The organism is Pseudomonas sp. GW822-FHT04H02 (assembly GCF_058800645.1).
The window spans coordinates 459,333-474,064 of record NZ_JBXAMM010000003.1; the positions used below are offsets into that span (position 1 = coordinate 459,333).

Below are 14,732 nucleotides of genomic sequence, written 5' to 3' on the forward strand. Positions count from 1 at the left end.
ATGTGTTGCCGATCTTCCAGGACAAGGCCGATACTTCATAATCAATAACCATCGAGCAGGGCGATAGTTCATGGCCTCACATGAAGTGCTCCTGGCGTTTGTCCAGGCAGCCACCCAAGGTTCCTTTTCCGCTGCCGCGCGCAAGCTGGGCAAGAGCCAGTCCACCATCAGCGCGGCGGTGGCCAGCCTGGAGATCGACCTCGACGTGCAGCTTTTCGACCGTTCCAGCCGCAAGCCCGGCCTCACCCCGGCCGGGCATGTGCTGCTGCAGCGTGCCGAAGCAATCCTGGCTGCCACCAGCCGCCTGGAAATGGCCGCCAGCCAGCTGTCCCAGGGCATTGAGGCGAAACTCACGGTGGCGCTGTCGGACACCTACCAGTCGGATCGCTTCGAAAGCAGCCTGAGCGCCTTCGAGCAGCGTTACCCGGACCTCGAGCTGGAATGCCTGATTGCCGAGTGCGAAGACCTGATCGCCCTGGTGCAGAGCGGCCGGGCGCAGATCGCCTTTGCCGAGATGCAGGCCGACTACCCGGCGGACCTGGAGCACAAGACCATGCAAGAGCGCAGTGAGATTTCCCTCTACGTGGCCTGCAAGCATCCCTTGGCGCAGCAGGCCCGGGTCGATGAGGAAAGCCTGCGCCAGCACCGTGAATTGCGTCTGGCCACCGTGCTCAACCCCTACGACAGCCGCTGCCAGGGCCGGGTCTGGTCGGCCCCCAGCTACCTGATGCTGCTGGAGATGGCCCAGGGCGGCTTTGGCTGGGCGCCCCTGCCGCGCTGGCTGGTGGAAGGTTTTGGCGCGGGCAAGTTGCAGGAGCTGAACGTGCGTGGCTGGCCGCGCACCGTGGCGGTGGACGCGCTCTGGTCGCGCCTGCACCCGCCAGGGCCGGCGGGCAGCTGGTTGCTGGCGCAGATGCTGCAATGACCGCGCTCGTCAGCGCCGCCCGCTAGCCGATTGGCCGCAGGGTGCGCAAGTAGTCATGCAGCGTGCGCAAGGTCGCCGACTCCAGCGCCTGCACGGCGTAGCACAAGCCGATCCGCCGGCTGGGCGCCGGCAGGTGCAAGGCCCGGCTTTCTACCCCCTCGCGGCCCTGCACCAGCGACAGCGGCAGCATCGCCACCCCCAGGCCCGCCGCCACCATGTTCAGCGCCTGTTTCAAGCTCCCGGCATGCCCGGCCTGGGCTTGCACAGCACCGCCATAGAGCGCCATCAGGCGCTGGTGCGAGGCGTGCTCCGGGCAAGTGACCCAGTCCTCCACCCGGGGCTGGGGCTGCTCTTGCTCCAGCAGCCTGTGCCCCACCGGCACCGCCAGCACATAAGGCTCCTCCCATAACGGCAGGAACAATTCGTCCTCGCAGCACAGCTCTTCCACCGCCAGGCGCGCGTCGCCGACACAGCCTTCCTGCAAGGTCAGCAACAGGTTGGGCAACGCCTGCTGGGCCATTCGTACGAAAGCGGAGATCTGGCTGTCGGCAATATCACCTTCTACTCCCAGCTCCAGCGCCAAACGGCTTTCGTCCTGGCGAAACAGACGGCTCAAGCTCTCGGCCTCGGCCACCATGCGCCGGGCCTGGGGATACAGCACCCGCGCCTGCTCGCTGACTTCAACACCCCGTGGCTGGCGCAGGAACAACTGCGCCCCCAACTCGTCCTCAAGCTGTTTGATGGTCACCGACAAGGTCGGCTGGCTGATGCACAAGCGCTGGGCGGCAGCGGTGATGTTGCGCTCCTCGAACACCGCAAGGAAGGCTTTGAGATGGCGGATATCCATAGGAAATACCGATGACAGACAGAGGAATAAGGCATTTTTCAGCCTCAAGAGGGCTAAATATACTGCCCGCCCCGTAAAGCCATGCATTTTTCTTATTCCTGGAGTCCTCCCATGAGCAAGCCTCTCGTCATCATCACCGGCGCCAGTTCGGGCATCGGCGAGGCCACCGCCCGCCTGCTGTCGGCGGCCGGCCATCCCCTCCTGCTGCTGGCCCGGCGCGTCGAGCGCCTGCACGCCCTGGAACTGCCCGACAGCCTGAGCCGCGCGGTGGACATCACCGACCGCGCCGCACTGCTGGCCGCCGTGGCGGAGGCCGAAGCGCGGTTCGGCCCGGCGGACGCCCTGATCAACAACGCCGGGGTCATGCTCCTGGGGGACATCAGCCGGCAGGACCCGCAGCAGTGGGAGCGCATGCTCGACGTCAACGTCAAGGGGCTGCTCAATGGCGTACACGCCGTGGTGTCCGGGATGATCGAGCGCCGCCAGGGCACCCTGATCAACGTCAGTTCGGTGGCCGGGCGCAAGACCTTTGCCAACCACGTGGCCTATGTCGGCACCAAGTTCGCGGTCCACGGGCTCTCGGAAAACCTGCGCGAAGAGCTGGCGCCACACAATGTGCGGGTCATCACCATCGCCCCCGGTGCGGTAGAAACCGAACTGCTGAGCCACACCACCGACGAGGCCATCAAGGCCGGTTACCAGGCCTGGAAACAGGACATGGGCGGTACGGTGCTGAGTGCAGACGACGTGGCCGGGGCCATTGCCTTTGCCTACCAGCAGCCGCAGCAAGTGTGTATCCGCGAGATCGTCCTGGCGGCGACCCGTCAGCAGGCTTGAGCCGGGGCGCGGTTGGCGCCCCGGCGGGTTCGGTCGCAGCCTTCGGCAGCGGCTACTGGGGGAGCTGGGCCAGGCGCTGTTCGAGGAAGCGCCGCTCGGGGGCTTGCCGGACCAGGGCCAGGGCCCGCTGGTAGGACTGACGCGCCGCGGCGATATGCCCCAGTTGCCGGCAGAAGTCGGCACGAGCGGCATGGGCCAGGTGGTAATCCTGCAAGTCGCCGCGCAGCAGGATCGCTTCCACTTGCGCCAGCCCGGCACCGGGCCCGTCGCGCTGGGCCAGGGCCACGGCACGGTTGAGCTCGATCACCGGCGAAGGCTGCAGGCGCAGCAGCACGTCATACAAACCGACGATCTGCGGCCAGTCGGTCTGTGCTGCACTCGGCGCTTCGGCATGCACCGCGGCAATCGCCGCCTGCAGGCAATAGGGCCCGGCCTGGCCGCTGCGCAGGCCGCGCTCTACCAGGGCACAGCCCTGCTCGATCAAGTCCTGCTGCCACAACCCGCGATCCTGCTCGTCCAGCAGGACCAGCTCGCCGTCGCTGGAAAGGCGCGCGCCACGCCGTGACTCGTGCAACAGCATCAGCGCCAGCAGGCCCATCACCTCCGCTTCCGGCAACAGTTCCAGCAGCAGGTAGCCCAGGCGAATGGCTTCGCGGGTCAGGTCCTCCCGGGTCAGCTCGGCGCCCATGGAAGCCGAATACCCTTCGTTGAACACCAGGTAGATCACCCGCAGCACGCTCTCCAGGCGCTCGGGCAGCTCGCTCAACGCCGGCACCTGGTAGGGAATCCGCGCATCGCGGATCTTCGCCTTGGCACGCACGATGCGCTGGGCGATGGTGGCCGGCGTGGCCAGAAAGGCCCGGGCGATTTCCTCGGTGCTCAGGTCGCAGATCTCCCGCAGGGTCAGGGGTACCTGGGCATCCGCCGCCAGCGCCGGGTGGCAGCAGGTGAAGATCAGGCGCAGGCGATCGTCTTGCACGTCCTCGGCGCTCCAGTCGTCCTGTTCCAGTTGCTCGAGCTGGCTGAGCAGCGCCGCCTGTGACGCCGCGAAGCGCGCCCGGCGACGCAGGGCGTCGATGGCCTTGAAGCGGCCGACGGACACCAGCCAGGCCCGCGGGTTGTCCGGCACGCCATCGCTGCGCCAGCGCTCCACCGCCACGAAGAAGGCTTCATGCAGCGCCTCCTCGGCCAGGTCGAAATCCCCCAGCAGGCGGATCAGGGTGGCGAGGATCCGCCGCGACTGCTCGCGGTAGACCTGCGCCACCGTTGCCGCGATGACTTCCCGAGGCTGGTCGCTCATCAGTCCGGCAGGTCCCGGGTGACCAGGGCCACCAGGCGCTCCAGGCTCTGCCCCCAGCCCTCGTGAAAGCCCATGGCCTCATGGGCCTTGCGATCGGCCTCGGTCCAGTGCATGGCGCGGGCAGTGTAGAGGGTCTGGTTGCCCTGCTCCTCGAAGGTCACTTCAGCGGTCATGAACGGCTTGCCCGAGGGGATCCAGCCCGGCAGGTAGGCGTCGGTAAACACCAGCCGCGACGGCGCGGCGATCTCCAGGAACACCCCCATGGTCGGGTACTCGCTGCCGTCCGGGGCGCGCATCAGGGTACGAAACTGGCCGCCGACCCACAGGTCCATTTCACACTCCGGAGTGGTCATGCCGTGGGGCCCCCACCATTGCGCCAGCAAGGCCGGCTCGGTCCAGGCGCGAAAGACCTTGTTGCGCGGCGCGTCGATCAGGCGGCTGATGGACAGTTCATGCTCGGCGGGCTTGCGGCCCGCGGTCTGGAAAGTCATCGCGAAACTCCTGTTTATCGTTGTTTTCAGGGATTCAATTCACGTACCGGACGCACTTCGACACTGCCGACCCGGGCCGCCGGTATCTGCCCGGCCACCTGGATCGCTTCGTTCAAGTCCTTGGCCTGGATCAGGTAGAAACCGGCCAACTGTTCCTTGGTTTCGGCGAACGGGCCATCGGTGATCGACAGCTTGCCACCGCGCATGCGCACCGTGGTGGCGGTGTGCACCGATTGCAGCGCCTCGGCGGCAAGCATCCGCCCGCTGCCCTGGACCGACTCGGCATAGGCCAGGCACTCGGCATCCTCGGGGCTGTCGGGCAGGCTGTGCAGCAACTGTTCGTCGCTGTAGACCAGGCATAGGTATTTCATGGGCACCTCCGGATTCGGGCTGAGCAACTATGGTCGCTGTTCGCCGCTTTGGCGAACCGCTGGTTGCTCAGGGTTGCAGGTCGAACTGGGTGGTCCCGGTGAGCATGTCGAACGGCGCCGACCAGTGCTCGTGCACCACCAGCCATTGGCCCGCACGGCGCTGGTAAGCGACACTCACCCGCATCCAGCAGGCCTTGGTCACGCCCTCGGCATCGGTGCCACCGCAATGGGCCAGCCAGTGGGCGAAGGCCAGCTCTTCGTCGGCCAGCACCTGCAACTGATGGAACTCGAAAATGCCCGGGCCGGGGCAGACCTGCATGCACGCTTCCCAGTGTTCGCGATAGGCGGCCTTGCCCTTGAATTGCAAGGCACCGACCGCGTCGAAAGACGTGATGTCGTCGGCGTAGTAGCTGACAATACGCTGGATATCCCGGGCCATCACAGCCTGTTGCCAGTGGTCGATCAGGCTGCGGATCTGCGCTTCGTTGGATGGATTGTGCATGGCGAAACTCCTCATGAATGGAATGAACCGCTGCTGAACACCCCCTGCACCCACGCCGTTGAATGTTCAGTTCACCCTTAGTCGTCTGGCCATTCGCGCAATCGACACTGCGCATAAAAAAATTTACCCGCGGGGCAAAATCGCTAGAATCCGCACCCTCCCCCCACCGGATCTACGTGCCCGTGACCACTCGCCTGGTGCCTTACGAACAGCTCGACAGCCACCAGCATGCCCGCTTGCTGGAGCTTGAGGTGCTGCCCGGACAGAAGGCGTTTAGCGGGGACATTCATGGCGCGCTGTACACCCTCGGCAACGCGCCGCGGGGAGCGATCAGGGGCTTTGCCCTGCTCAGCGAGGAGTGGCCGGTGGCCTTCCTGCTGCTCAAGCGCCCGCCCTGCCTGCCGGCCTGGGCCGATGCCGACAGCGCCAGCCTGCACGCCCTGCAAGTGGACCGGCGGCACCAGGGCCGGGGCTTCGGCCAGGCCTGCCTGCAAGCGGTGCCTGAGGCCGCCCGCCAGGCCTGGCCCGAACTCAAGGGCCTGACCCTGGCGGTGGACAGCGACAACCAGCCGGCCCTCAGGCTGTACCGCAAGCTGGGCTGGGTGGAAAACGGCGAAGCCTGCAAGGGCCGGATCGGCTATGAACGGCGGATGGCGCTGGCGTTCTGACCCCGGGCCCGCGGCTGCAAACCCGATATCCGCTCTACAGCGACTGCACCATCTCGTGCCAGGCCATACCGCCGTGGTCCGACTCCGACGCCTTGATGTAGACAAAACCAAAGCGCTGGTACAGCGGTACATGGCGTTCCTTGCACATCAGGTGGATGCGCGCCTTGCCCAGTTCGCGCATGCGCGCGATGAAGGCTTGCAGCAGTTGCCGGGACAGGCCCAGGCCCTGGAAGTCCGGGTGCACCACCACCGACATGATCACCACTTCCGGGCCCGCCGGGTCGTGGCCGATCAGTTCCTTGAAGGCCTCGTCGGCCATCTGCACATCGAAGGTAGCGCCGGAGTTGATGAAGCCGGCCACCACACCCTGCACTTCGGCAACGATGAAACCTTCGGGCCAGGTGGCGATGCGGGTGGCGATCTTGTCCCGGGTCGCGGCCTCGTCGCCTTCGTAGGCCAGGGTCTCGATGGCAAAGCAGCGGTCCAGGTCGGTGGGCAGGACGGTGCGGATCAGCGGAGTCGAAGCGGTCATGGGCGGCAACCTGGGGTCGGAGAAGGGCCGCCGATTCTACCAACAGTGCAGCCTGCGTATGCATTACATAGGGATCGAAGGGGCCGCCGTAAAGCTTTCATATAAGCCCTGGCAACGCCTGCGCCAAGGGCTTATCTATCAGCTCCCCGACGTCAGGGTGGCCGGCCCGAGCGGGCTGGAACCGCCCCGTCCTGCCCCCAGGAGCTTTCCCATGAGCAATATCCAGATCGGCCTTCTACTGCTGTTCGGCATTGCCGCCTTCGGCTGCATCACCCTGTACATCGACTTTGTCCACGAACGGCGCCGCGGCGAAAAATCCCTGGGCCGGGATCACAGCCCCACCAGGCGGTAACCCACCTGCAACTCGGTGATCAGATGCTGGGGCTGGGCCGGATCGGCCTCCAGCTTCTGCCGCAGATGGGCCATGTGTACCCGCAGGTAATGGGCGCGGTCGACGTAGTCCAGGCCCCAGACTTCCAGCAGCAACTGGCGATGGGTCAGCACCCGGCTCTGGCCACGGATCAGCGCGCAGAGCAGGCGGTACTCGATCGGCGTGAGGTGCACAGGCAGCCCTTCGCGGCGCACCTCATGGGTGGCCAGGTCGACCTCGATGGCACCAAAGGCCACCTTGCTGGTAGCGGCCGCCGTACCGCTCTGGCCATGACGGCGCAGTTGCGCGCGAATCCGCGCCAGCAGTTCCGGCACGCCGAACGGCTTGACCAGGTAGTCGTCGGCGCCGGCATCCAGGGCGGCGACTTTCTCGTCCTCCCTATCCCGGGCCGACAGCACCAGGATCGGCACCGCCAGCCAGCCGCGCAGCTCGCTGATCAACTGCTTGCCGTCGCCGTCCGGCAGGCCCAGGTCGACGATCACCAGGTCCGGCTGGCGGCTGGCGGCATGGATCAGGGCGCGCTTGACGCTGTCGGCCTCGAACACCTGGAAACCTTCGTCCTCCAGGGCGATACCGACGAAACGGCGGATATTGGCTTCGTCCTCGACGATCAGGATGCGTGCGCTGCTCATAGGGTTTCCATGGAAGGCGGCTGACCCGCCGGCAAGGTGATGACAAAACTCAGCCCGGCATCGGCATGAGGCTGGGCCTCGATGCGCCCGCCATGGGCCTCGACGATACGTTTGGCCAGGGCCAGGCCCAGGCCGATGCCGGCCACGGCGGATTCCTGCTGACCGCGACTGAAGGCTTCGAACAGGCTGGCCGGGGAACTGCCCTTTGGGCAGCCCGGGCCGCTGTCGCTGACCTGCAGGATGATCTGCTGGTCGACCTGGCGGGCGCTGATCTGCACCAGGGTCCCGGCCGGGGTGTACTTGGCGGCGTTGTCCAGAAGGTTCACCAGCACCCGCTCCAGCAACAGCGCGTCCACTTCCACCAAGGGCAGCCGCGGCGCCATGGCCACTCGCAATTGATGCCCGGCCAGGGGCTCGCGCAGTTGGCGCAGGGCACTGCCGACAATCTCCTCCAGGGAGTTCCACTGGCGATTCAGGCGTACCCCGCGCTCCTGCATGCGCGCCATGTCCAGCAGGTTCTCGATCAGCCGCTGCATGGACGAAGCCTGATCGTGAATCCCTGCCAGCAGGTGCTTGAGCGGGCCCTGCGCAGCGTGGGGCAAGGCGGCGTCGGCGGCGCCGATGATGGTGGTCAAGGGCGTGCGCAGGTCATGGGAAATGGCCGCCAGCAGGGTGTTGCGCATGCGCTCGCCCTCCATCTGCAGCACAGTGCTCTGGGCCACCTCGACGTAATGCACGCGCTCCAGGGCAATCGCCAGCTGGCTCATGCAGGCCTCCAGCAGGCGCTGTTCTTCCGGCTCCTTGAGGCGCTCGGCATCCTCGGCTTCAAGCACCAGCACGCCACGCACCCGCATCGGCGCCTTGAGCGGCAGATAGCAGCCCTTGGCCGCCGCCAGGGTATCGGTGCCGCGCCCGGCCGGTTGGTCGTGGTCATAGGCCCACTGGGCGATGCTCTCGTCAATGGCCAGGGTATTGGCGCTCAGCGCCCGCACCCGATTCTCGGCATCCGGCAACGCCAGCCCGACCCGGGCCTCGAACACCCCACTGAAGGTACGCAGGGCCACGGCGCAGATCTGCTCCTCGGTCAACGCCGCCGACAGCTCACGGGCCAGCCCGGCCAGGGAGGTGGCACGGCGCTCGCCCGCGGCCGCGGTACGCGCTTCATGGCGCAGGCGCGCGGTGAGCTGGCCGGTGATCAGGGCAATCCCCAGCATCAGGGCGAAGGTGAAGAAGTACTGGGTGTCGTTGACCGTGAACGACCACACCGGCTGGACGAAGAAGAAATCGAAGCACAGCACCGCCAGCATCGCCGCCCAGACGCCGGGGCCACGCCCGTAGCGCAGCGCCACCAGGACCACGGTCAGCAGGAACAGCATGACCACGTTGGCCGGGTCGAACACTTTGAGCAGCAGCGCCGCCACCGCGGTGGCGGCAAAGCACGCCAGGCTCGCCCACAGGTAGGCCGGCGCGCGGCTGGGCGGCAGGCCGGCCTCGGGCTTGTCCACTGGCGCAGGGCGCCGGCTCAAGGGCCCGTTGGCGATCACGATCTGGTCGATTTCCGGGTGCTGGCGGCTGATGCGGTCGCTCACCGACTGGTGCCAGAACTGCCAGACCTTGCGCGGGTAATGGCCCAGCACCAGGCGATTGGCGTTGTGCTCGCGAGCGCAGGCCACCAGGGCTTCGGCGACATCCATGCCGGGCAAAGTGGCGGTCTCGGCGCCAAACTCGGCGGCCAGGGCCAGGGTCTTCATGGCCGCCGCATAACGGGCGGCGCCGGCGCCACGGCGCTGGGCCGAAGCCACGTGCACCACCATCCAGTCGGCTTCGAGCTTTTGCGCCAGGCGCGCGGCTTCGCGCACCAGGCGCTCGTCCGCCGGGTCGCCGGCGATCCCCACCAGCAAGCGCTCGCGGGCTGGCCACAAGGCATTGATCGAACGCTCGCGGCGATAGTCGCGCATCTGTGCATCGACCCGGTCGGCGGTGCGGCGCAGGGTCAGTTCACGCAGGGCCAGCAGGTTGCCCTTGCGAAAGAAATGCCGTGAAGCGCGTTCGGCCTGGGGCCCGAGGTAGACCTTGCCGTCCTTGAGGCGGCGCAGCAGGTCATCCGGCGGCAGGTCGATCACCAGCACTTCGTGGGCTTCGTCGAACAGGTGGTCGGGCACCGTCTCGCGCACCCGAATGCCGATGATCCCGCTGACGATGTCGTTGAGGCTTTCCAGGTGCTGGACGTTGAGGGTGGTCCAGACATCGATGCCGGCCCGCAGCAATTCCTCCACGTCCTGCCAGCGCTTGGGATGGCGCGAGCCGGGCACGTTGCTGTGGGCCAGCTCGTCCACCAGCAGCACCGCCGGGTGGCGCGCCAGGGCGGCATCCAGGTCGAACTCCGGCAACGCGTAGTCGCGGTGCATCAGGCGGTGGCGCTCCAGCACTTGCAGCCCTTGCAGCAGCTCGGCGGTTTCCCGCCGGCCATGGGTTTCCACCACCCCGGCCACCACGTCGCGGCCCTGGGCCACTTCGTTGCGCGCCGCGGTGAGCATGGCGCAGGTCTTGCCGACTCCGGCGTTGGAACCGAAATAGATCCGCAGTTTGCCCCGTTGGGCCGCTTGCTCGTCCTGCTGCAGTTTTTCCAGCAGCGCATCGGGATCGGGGCGACCGTCGCGGGGCGGCATGTCAGCATCGAGAACAGCCATGTGCATCCTTAAATGGACAAGGCGGCACTCGAAAGAGCGCCGCCTTGCAAGTCCCTGTCAGACCAGGCCGAGGCCGGCCAGCAGCATGTCGATCAGCTTGATCCCGGCGAAGGGTACCAGCACCCCGCCCAGGCCGTAGATCAGCAGGTTGCGGTTGAGCAGCGCCGCGGCGCCAATGGCCCGGTACTTCACCCCCTTGAGCGCCAGGGGGATGAGGAACACGATGATCAGCGCGTTGAAGATCACCGCACTGAGAATCGCCGAGTTCGGGCTGTTCAGGTGCATCACGTTCAGCGCCGCCAGTTGCGGGTAAGTGGCGACGAAGGCGGCCGGTACGATAGCAAAATACTTGGCCACGTCGTTGGCCACGCTGAAGGTGGTCAGGGCGCCGCGGGTCATGAGCATCTGCTTGCCCACTTCCACCACTTCGATCAGCTTGGTCGGGTTGCTGTCCAGGTCCACCATGTTGCCGGCTTCCTTGGCCGCCTGGGTGCCGCTGTTCATGGCCACCGCCACGTCGGCCTGTGCCAGGGCCGGGGCGTCGTTGGTACCGTCGCCGGTCATGGCCACCAGCTTGCCCTTGGCCTGGTAGTCGCGGATCAGTTGCAGCTTGTCCTCGGGCCGCGCTTCGGCGAGGAAATCGTCGACCCCGGCTTCCACGGCGATGGCCGCCGCGGTCAGGCGGTTGTCGCCGGTGATCATCACGGTCTTGATGCCCATGCGCCGCAGCTCGGCGAAGCGCTCCTTGATCCCGCCCTTGACCACGTCCTTGAGCTCCACCACGCCCAGGGCCTGGGCGCCTTCGCTGACCACCAGCGGGGTGCTGCCACGGCGCGAGACTTCATCGACCTTGGCCTGCAAGGCCGGCGGGAAGCTGCCGCCCTGGGCCTCGATATGCCGGCGGATGGCATCGGCCGCGCCCTTGCGGATGCTCCGGCCCTCGGGCAGGTCGACCCCGCTCATGCGGGTCTGGGCGGTGAACTGCACGAAGCTGGCGCCCAGGGCGTGAAGGTCACGCCCACGGATGTCGAACAGTTGCTTGGCCAGCACCACGATGCTCCGGCCTTCCGGGGTTTCGTCCGCCAGGGAAGCCAGTTGCGCGGCTTGCGCCAGTTCGCTGTCCTTGATCCCCGGCGCCGGCAGGAAGGCGCTGGCCTGGCGGTTGCCCAGGGTGATGGTGCCGGTCTTGTCCAGCAGCAGCACGTCCACGTCCCCCGCCGCTTCCACGGCGCGGCCGGAGGTGGCAATGACATTGGCCGACATCATCCGGCTCATGCCCGCCACACCGATGGCCGAGAGCAGGCCACCGATGGTGGTGGGGATCAGGCACACCAGCAGCGCCACCATCACCGTGGCGCTGATCACACTGCCGGTGCCGCTCATGGCCACGGCGAAGATCGAGTACGGGCTGAGGGTCACGATCACCAGCAGGAACAGCAGGGTCAGGCCCACCAGGAGAATGGTCAGGGCCACCTCGTTGGGAGTCTTCTGGCGCTTGGCCGACTCCACCATGGAGATCATGCGGTCCAGGAACGACTCGCCGGGGTTGACGCTGATGCGCACCACCAGCCAGTCCGACAGCACCCGGGTGCCGCCGGTGACCGAGGAAAAGTCGCCCCCGGCCTCGCGGATCACCGGCGCCGATTCACCGGTGATGGCGCTTTCGTCCACCGTGGCCACGCCTTCGATGACCTCGCCGTCCAGGGGCACCAGGTCGCCGGCCTCGATCAGCACCACCATGTCCTTGCGCAGTTCGCTGGCGGCCATGGGCAACCAGGCGGCGCCATGCCGGGGCTGTTGCAGCAGCTTGGCCAGGGTCTGGCGCTTCATGCCCTTGAGGCTCGCCGCCTGGGCCCGGCTGCGGCCCTCGGCCAGGGCTTCGGCAAAGTTGGCAAACAGCACGGTGAACCACAGCCACAGGGTGATGCTGAGGATAAAGCCGCTGGGGGCCTCACCCTCGCCGCCCAGGGACTGGAACCACAGCAGGGTGGTGAGAAGGCTGCCCAGGTAGACCACGAACATCACCGGGTTCTTCCACTGCGCCTGGGGCAGCAGTTTCTTCACGGCATCCAGGCACGCGGTGAGCACTAGCCCACGGTCGAACAACGCTATACGAGGGTTGCTACTCATGATCGACGTCTCTTACTCACTGGCCGCAACGGGCGAGGAATGCAGGGGCGCTTGGGCATCCAGCGCCAGGTTGAGTTGCAGCACATTGACCCGGGGCTCGCCCAGCAGGCCGAAGGTGCGGCTTTCGCTGTGCGCCTGCAGCAGCATCAGCACGTCCACGGCGGCCATTTGCCGCTGGCGGGCCACCCGGTTCAGTTGCAGCCGGGCGTTGGCCAGGGAGATGTGCGGGTCCAGGCCGGAGGCCGAGGCGGTCACTGCGTCCACTGGCACCGGCATGTCTGCCGCCAGGCCATTGAGCTGGCGATAGGCGCTGACCCGCGCGGCCACGCTGTCCACCAGCTTCTGGCTGGTGGGGCCCAGGTTGCTGGCGCCACTGGCCCCGGCGTTGTAGGGCTGGGGCACACTCTTGCTCGGGTCCAGCGGATCGCTGCCCAGGGTCATGCTCGGGCGGCCCTGGAAATACTCCGGGCGGTCGAACGCCTGGCCGATCAGCGCCGAGCCCACGACCCGGCCATCACGCTGCACCAGGCTGCCCTGGGCCTGGAACGGAAACAGCAGGTTGGCCAACCCCGTGGTAACCAGTGGATAGGCCAGCCCGGTGAGCAGCATGAAGAACACCGCCGACACCAGCACCGGGCGCAACAGGCCCTTGAACAGCAGCGCGGTGGCGCCCTGGGTTTGCATTTGCGTAGTCATCACAACCCCTTACTTGTAGGTCTGGCCGGCGAGCAACTGCAGTTGCTCCACCAGCGGGCCGAGCGCGAGGGCCGGCAGGAAAGTCAGGCCACCGACCACCAGCACCACGAACACCACCAGCAACATGAACAGCGGCGTGGCGGTGGGAATGGTGCCGGCACCGGCCGGGATGTTCTTTTTCGCCGCCAGGGAACCGGCCACGGCCAGCATCGGCAGCATGGTGAAGAAGCGCCCCATGAGCATCGCCAGGCCAATGGTGGTGTTGAAGAACGGTGTATTGGCGTTCAGGCCGGCAAACGCCGAACCGTTGTTGGCGGTGCCCGAGGCGTAGGCGTAGAGCACCTCGCTGAAGCCATGGGGGCCCAGATTGTTGAGGCTGTTGAGAGTGCCCGGCCACAGTGCCGCCAGGGCGGTGAAACCGAGGATGCAGATCGGGTGCGCGAGCACCGAGAGCATCACCAGCTTGATCTCCCGGGCCTCGATCTTCTTGCCGAGGAACTCAGGGCTGCGGCCGATCATCATGCCCACCAGGAACACCGTCAGCAGGGCGTACTGGATCAGGTTGATAAAGCCCACGCCGTCGCCGCCGAACACACAGTTGAGCATCATCTGCGCCAGGGGCACGAAGCCGCCCATGGGGGTCAGCGAGTCGTGCATGGCATTCACCGAACCGGTGGTGGCGCCGGTGGTGGTGGTGACGAACAGCGCGGTGTCGGCAATGCCGAAGCGCAGCTCCTTGCCTTCCATGTTGCCGCCGCTCTGGGTCTCCGACATCTGCTGGTCGGCACCGGCCTGGGTCAGCAGCGGGTTACCGCCCTGCTCCGCGGTGAAGACAATCGCCAGGAAGCCGATGAACATCACCAGGAAAGTGCCGAAGAACACCCAGCCCTGACGCCGACGCAGCAGCATGCTGCCGAAGGCGTAGGTCAGCGCCGAAGGGATCAGCAACATGCTGAGGATGTGCAGGACGTTGGTCAGCGGCGTCGGATTCTCGAACGGGTGGGCTGCGTTCATGCTGAAAAAGCCGCCACCGTTGGTGCCGATGTGCTTGATCGACTCGAAACTGGCCACGGCGCCGACGATCAGTTGCTGCTGGGCGCCTTCCAGGGTGGTGGCCAGGGCCTGGGAGTTGAGGGTCTGGGGCATGCCCTGCCAGACATAGACCAGGGCCATGATCAGGCACAACGGCAGCATCACCCGGTACAGGGTGCGGGTGAAGTCGACCCAGTAGTTGCCGATATCCGCCGAGCTGGAACGGCTCAGGCCGCGAATGAAGCCGGCTGCGGCGACAACACCTGCGGTGGCGCCGACGAACATCAGGAAGGTGATCACTGCCATCTGGCTGAAGTTCGACAGGCTGCTTTCACCTGAGTACGCCTGCCAGTTGGTGTTGGTGATAAAGGACGCGGCGGTGTTGAACGCCAGGTCCGGGGTCTGCGCCGCCAGCCCCAGGGGGTTGAGCGGTGTGCTGCCTTGCAGGCGCAGCAGCAGGTAGCCCAGCAGCATCATCGCCGCATTGGACAGCAACAGGGCCGAGCCATAGCGGGCCCAGCCCATGGTTTCAGCCGGGTCGATCCCCAGCAGGCGGTAGGTGGCACGCTCCGGCAAGGCGTGGCCACGGCCGCTGAAGACCCTGGCCAGCCATTGGCCCATCAGCGCGGCCAGCCCGGTCATCAGGCCGAGGATCACCGCGTATTCCAGCACAGTACTCAACATGTCG

Annotated in this window: 15 protein-coding genes; 4 read left to right on the forward strand and 11 right to left on the reverse strand. The window is 66.6% G+C overall.

Annotated features, from left to right (window positions below; genetic code table 11):
• The first annotated feature begins 70 nt into the window (after window positions 1–70).
• Entirely contained in the window at window positions 71–925 is an 855-nt protein-coding gene (locus tag AC1RMG_RS14410) for a LysR family transcriptional regulator (protein ID WP_015636709.1), read from the forward strand.
• A 22-nt stretch (window positions 926–947) separates the two neighbouring features.
• Here the strand turns inward: AC1RMG_RS14410 and AC1RMG_RS14415 are convergent, their stop codons facing one another.
• Complete coding sequence (locus AC1RMG_RS14415) at window positions 948–1,772, reverse strand: LysR family transcriptional regulator (RefSeq protein ID WP_368995905.1); 825 nt, start codon at window positions 1,770–1,772, stop codon at window positions 948–950.
• A gap of 111 nt (window positions 1,773–1,883) precedes the next feature.
• On the opposite strand from AC1RMG_RS14415, the gene AC1RMG_RS14420 reads away from it, so the two are divergent.
• Window positions 1,884–2,609 (forward strand): SDR family oxidoreductase, encoded by a 726-nt coding sequence (locus AC1RMG_RS14420; protein WP_053159842.1) that lies wholly within the window; start codon window positions 1,884–1,886, stop codon window positions 2,607–2,609.
• Between the two features lie 52 nt (window positions 2,610–2,661).
• On the opposite strand, the gene AC1RMG_RS14425 is transcribed toward AC1RMG_RS14420, so the two are convergent.
• The 4 genes from AC1RMG_RS14425 to AC1RMG_RS14440 form a co-directional block, all read right to left on the reverse strand.
• Window positions 2,662–3,909 (reverse strand): RNA polymerase sigma factor, encoded by a 1,248-nt coding sequence (locus AC1RMG_RS14425; protein WP_011062817.1) that lies wholly within the window; start codon window positions 3,907–3,909, stop codon window positions 2,662–2,664.
• The gene (locus AC1RMG_RS14430; protein ID WP_169892065.1) at window positions 3,909–4,400 is read right to left on the reverse strand and encodes an SRPBCC family protein; all 492 of its coding nucleotides are present in this window, start codon (window positions 4,398–4,400) and stop codon (window positions 3,909–3,911) included. Before AC1RMG_RS14430 ends, AC1RMG_RS14425 begins: the two co-directional genes overlap by 1 nt.
• 26 nt (window positions 4,401–4,426) lie before the next feature.
• A complete protein-coding gene (locus tag AC1RMG_RS14435; protein ID WP_011062819.1) occupies window positions 4,427–4,771 on the reverse strand; it encodes a YciI family protein in 345 nt (114 codons plus the stop codon).
• Between the two features lie 67 nt (window positions 4,772–4,838).
• Window positions 4,839–5,273 carry a YybH family protein gene (locus AC1RMG_RS14440; protein ID WP_493169464.1) on the reverse strand — a complete coding sequence of 145 codons (435 nt, stop codon included), beginning with the start codon at window positions 5,271–5,273 and terminating at the stop codon, window positions 4,839–4,841.
• Between the two features lie 182 nt (window positions 5,274–5,455).
• On the opposite strand from AC1RMG_RS14440, the gene AC1RMG_RS14445 reads away from it, so the two are divergent.
• Entirely contained in the window at window positions 5,456–5,941 is a 486-nt protein-coding gene (locus AC1RMG_RS14445; protein WP_019093588.1) for a GNAT family N-acetyltransferase, read from the forward strand.
• Window positions 5,942–5,975: 34 nt separating this feature from the next.
• On the opposite strand, the gene AC1RMG_RS14450 is transcribed toward AC1RMG_RS14445, so the two are convergent.
• Complete coding sequence (locus AC1RMG_RS14450; RefSeq protein ID WP_072450738.1) at window positions 5,976–6,473, reverse strand: GNAT family N-acetyltransferase; 498 nt, start codon at window positions 6,471–6,473, stop codon at window positions 5,976–5,978.
• Window positions 6,474–6,684: 211 nt separating this feature from the next.
• Between AC1RMG_RS14450 and AC1RMG_RS14455 the strand changes: the two genes are divergently transcribed.
• Complete coding sequence (locus tag AC1RMG_RS14455) at window positions 6,685–6,825, forward strand: hypothetical protein (protein WP_015636715.1); 141 nt, start codon at window positions 6,685–6,687, stop codon at window positions 6,823–6,825.
• On the opposite strand, the gene AC1RMG_RS14460 is transcribed toward AC1RMG_RS14455, so the two are convergent.
• The 5 genes from AC1RMG_RS14460 to kdpA all read right to left on the reverse strand — a co-directional run bounded on the left by AC1RMG_RS14460 (window position 6,804) and on the right by kdpA (window position 14,728).
• Entirely contained in the window at window positions 6,804–7,496 is a 693-nt protein-coding gene (locus AC1RMG_RS14460) for a response regulator (protein ID WP_011062823.1), read from the reverse strand. The two genes, AC1RMG_RS14455 and AC1RMG_RS14460, sit on opposite strands and share 22 nt — an antisense overlap.
• Entirely contained in the window at window positions 7,493–10,165 is a 2,673-nt protein-coding gene (locus tag AC1RMG_RS14465; RefSeq protein ID WP_169892264.1) for a DUF4118 domain-containing protein, read from the reverse strand. Before AC1RMG_RS14465 ends, AC1RMG_RS14460 begins: the two co-directional genes overlap by 4 nt.
• A gap of 78 nt (window positions 10,166–10,243) precedes the next feature.
• On the reverse strand, window positions 10,244–12,316 hold the full coding sequence (gene kdpB, locus AC1RMG_RS14470; RefSeq protein WP_011062825.1) for a potassium-transporting ATPase subunit KdpB: 2,073 nt from the start codon (window positions 12,314–12,316) through the stop codon (window positions 10,244–10,246).
• Window positions 12,317–12,328: 12 nt separating this feature from the next.
• A complete protein-coding gene (gene kdpC, locus AC1RMG_RS14475) occupies window positions 12,329–13,012 on the reverse strand; it encodes a potassium-transporting ATPase subunit KdpC (protein WP_015636717.1) in 684 nt (227 codons plus the stop codon).
• 9 nt (window positions 13,013–13,021) lie between these two features.
• On the reverse strand, window positions 13,022–14,728 hold the full coding sequence (kdpA, locus tag AC1RMG_RS14480; protein ID WP_232641785.1) for a potassium-transporting ATPase subunit KdpA: 1,707 nt from the start codon (window positions 14,726–14,728) through the stop codon (window positions 13,022–13,024).
• Window positions 14,729–14,732 lie beyond the last annotated feature (4 nt).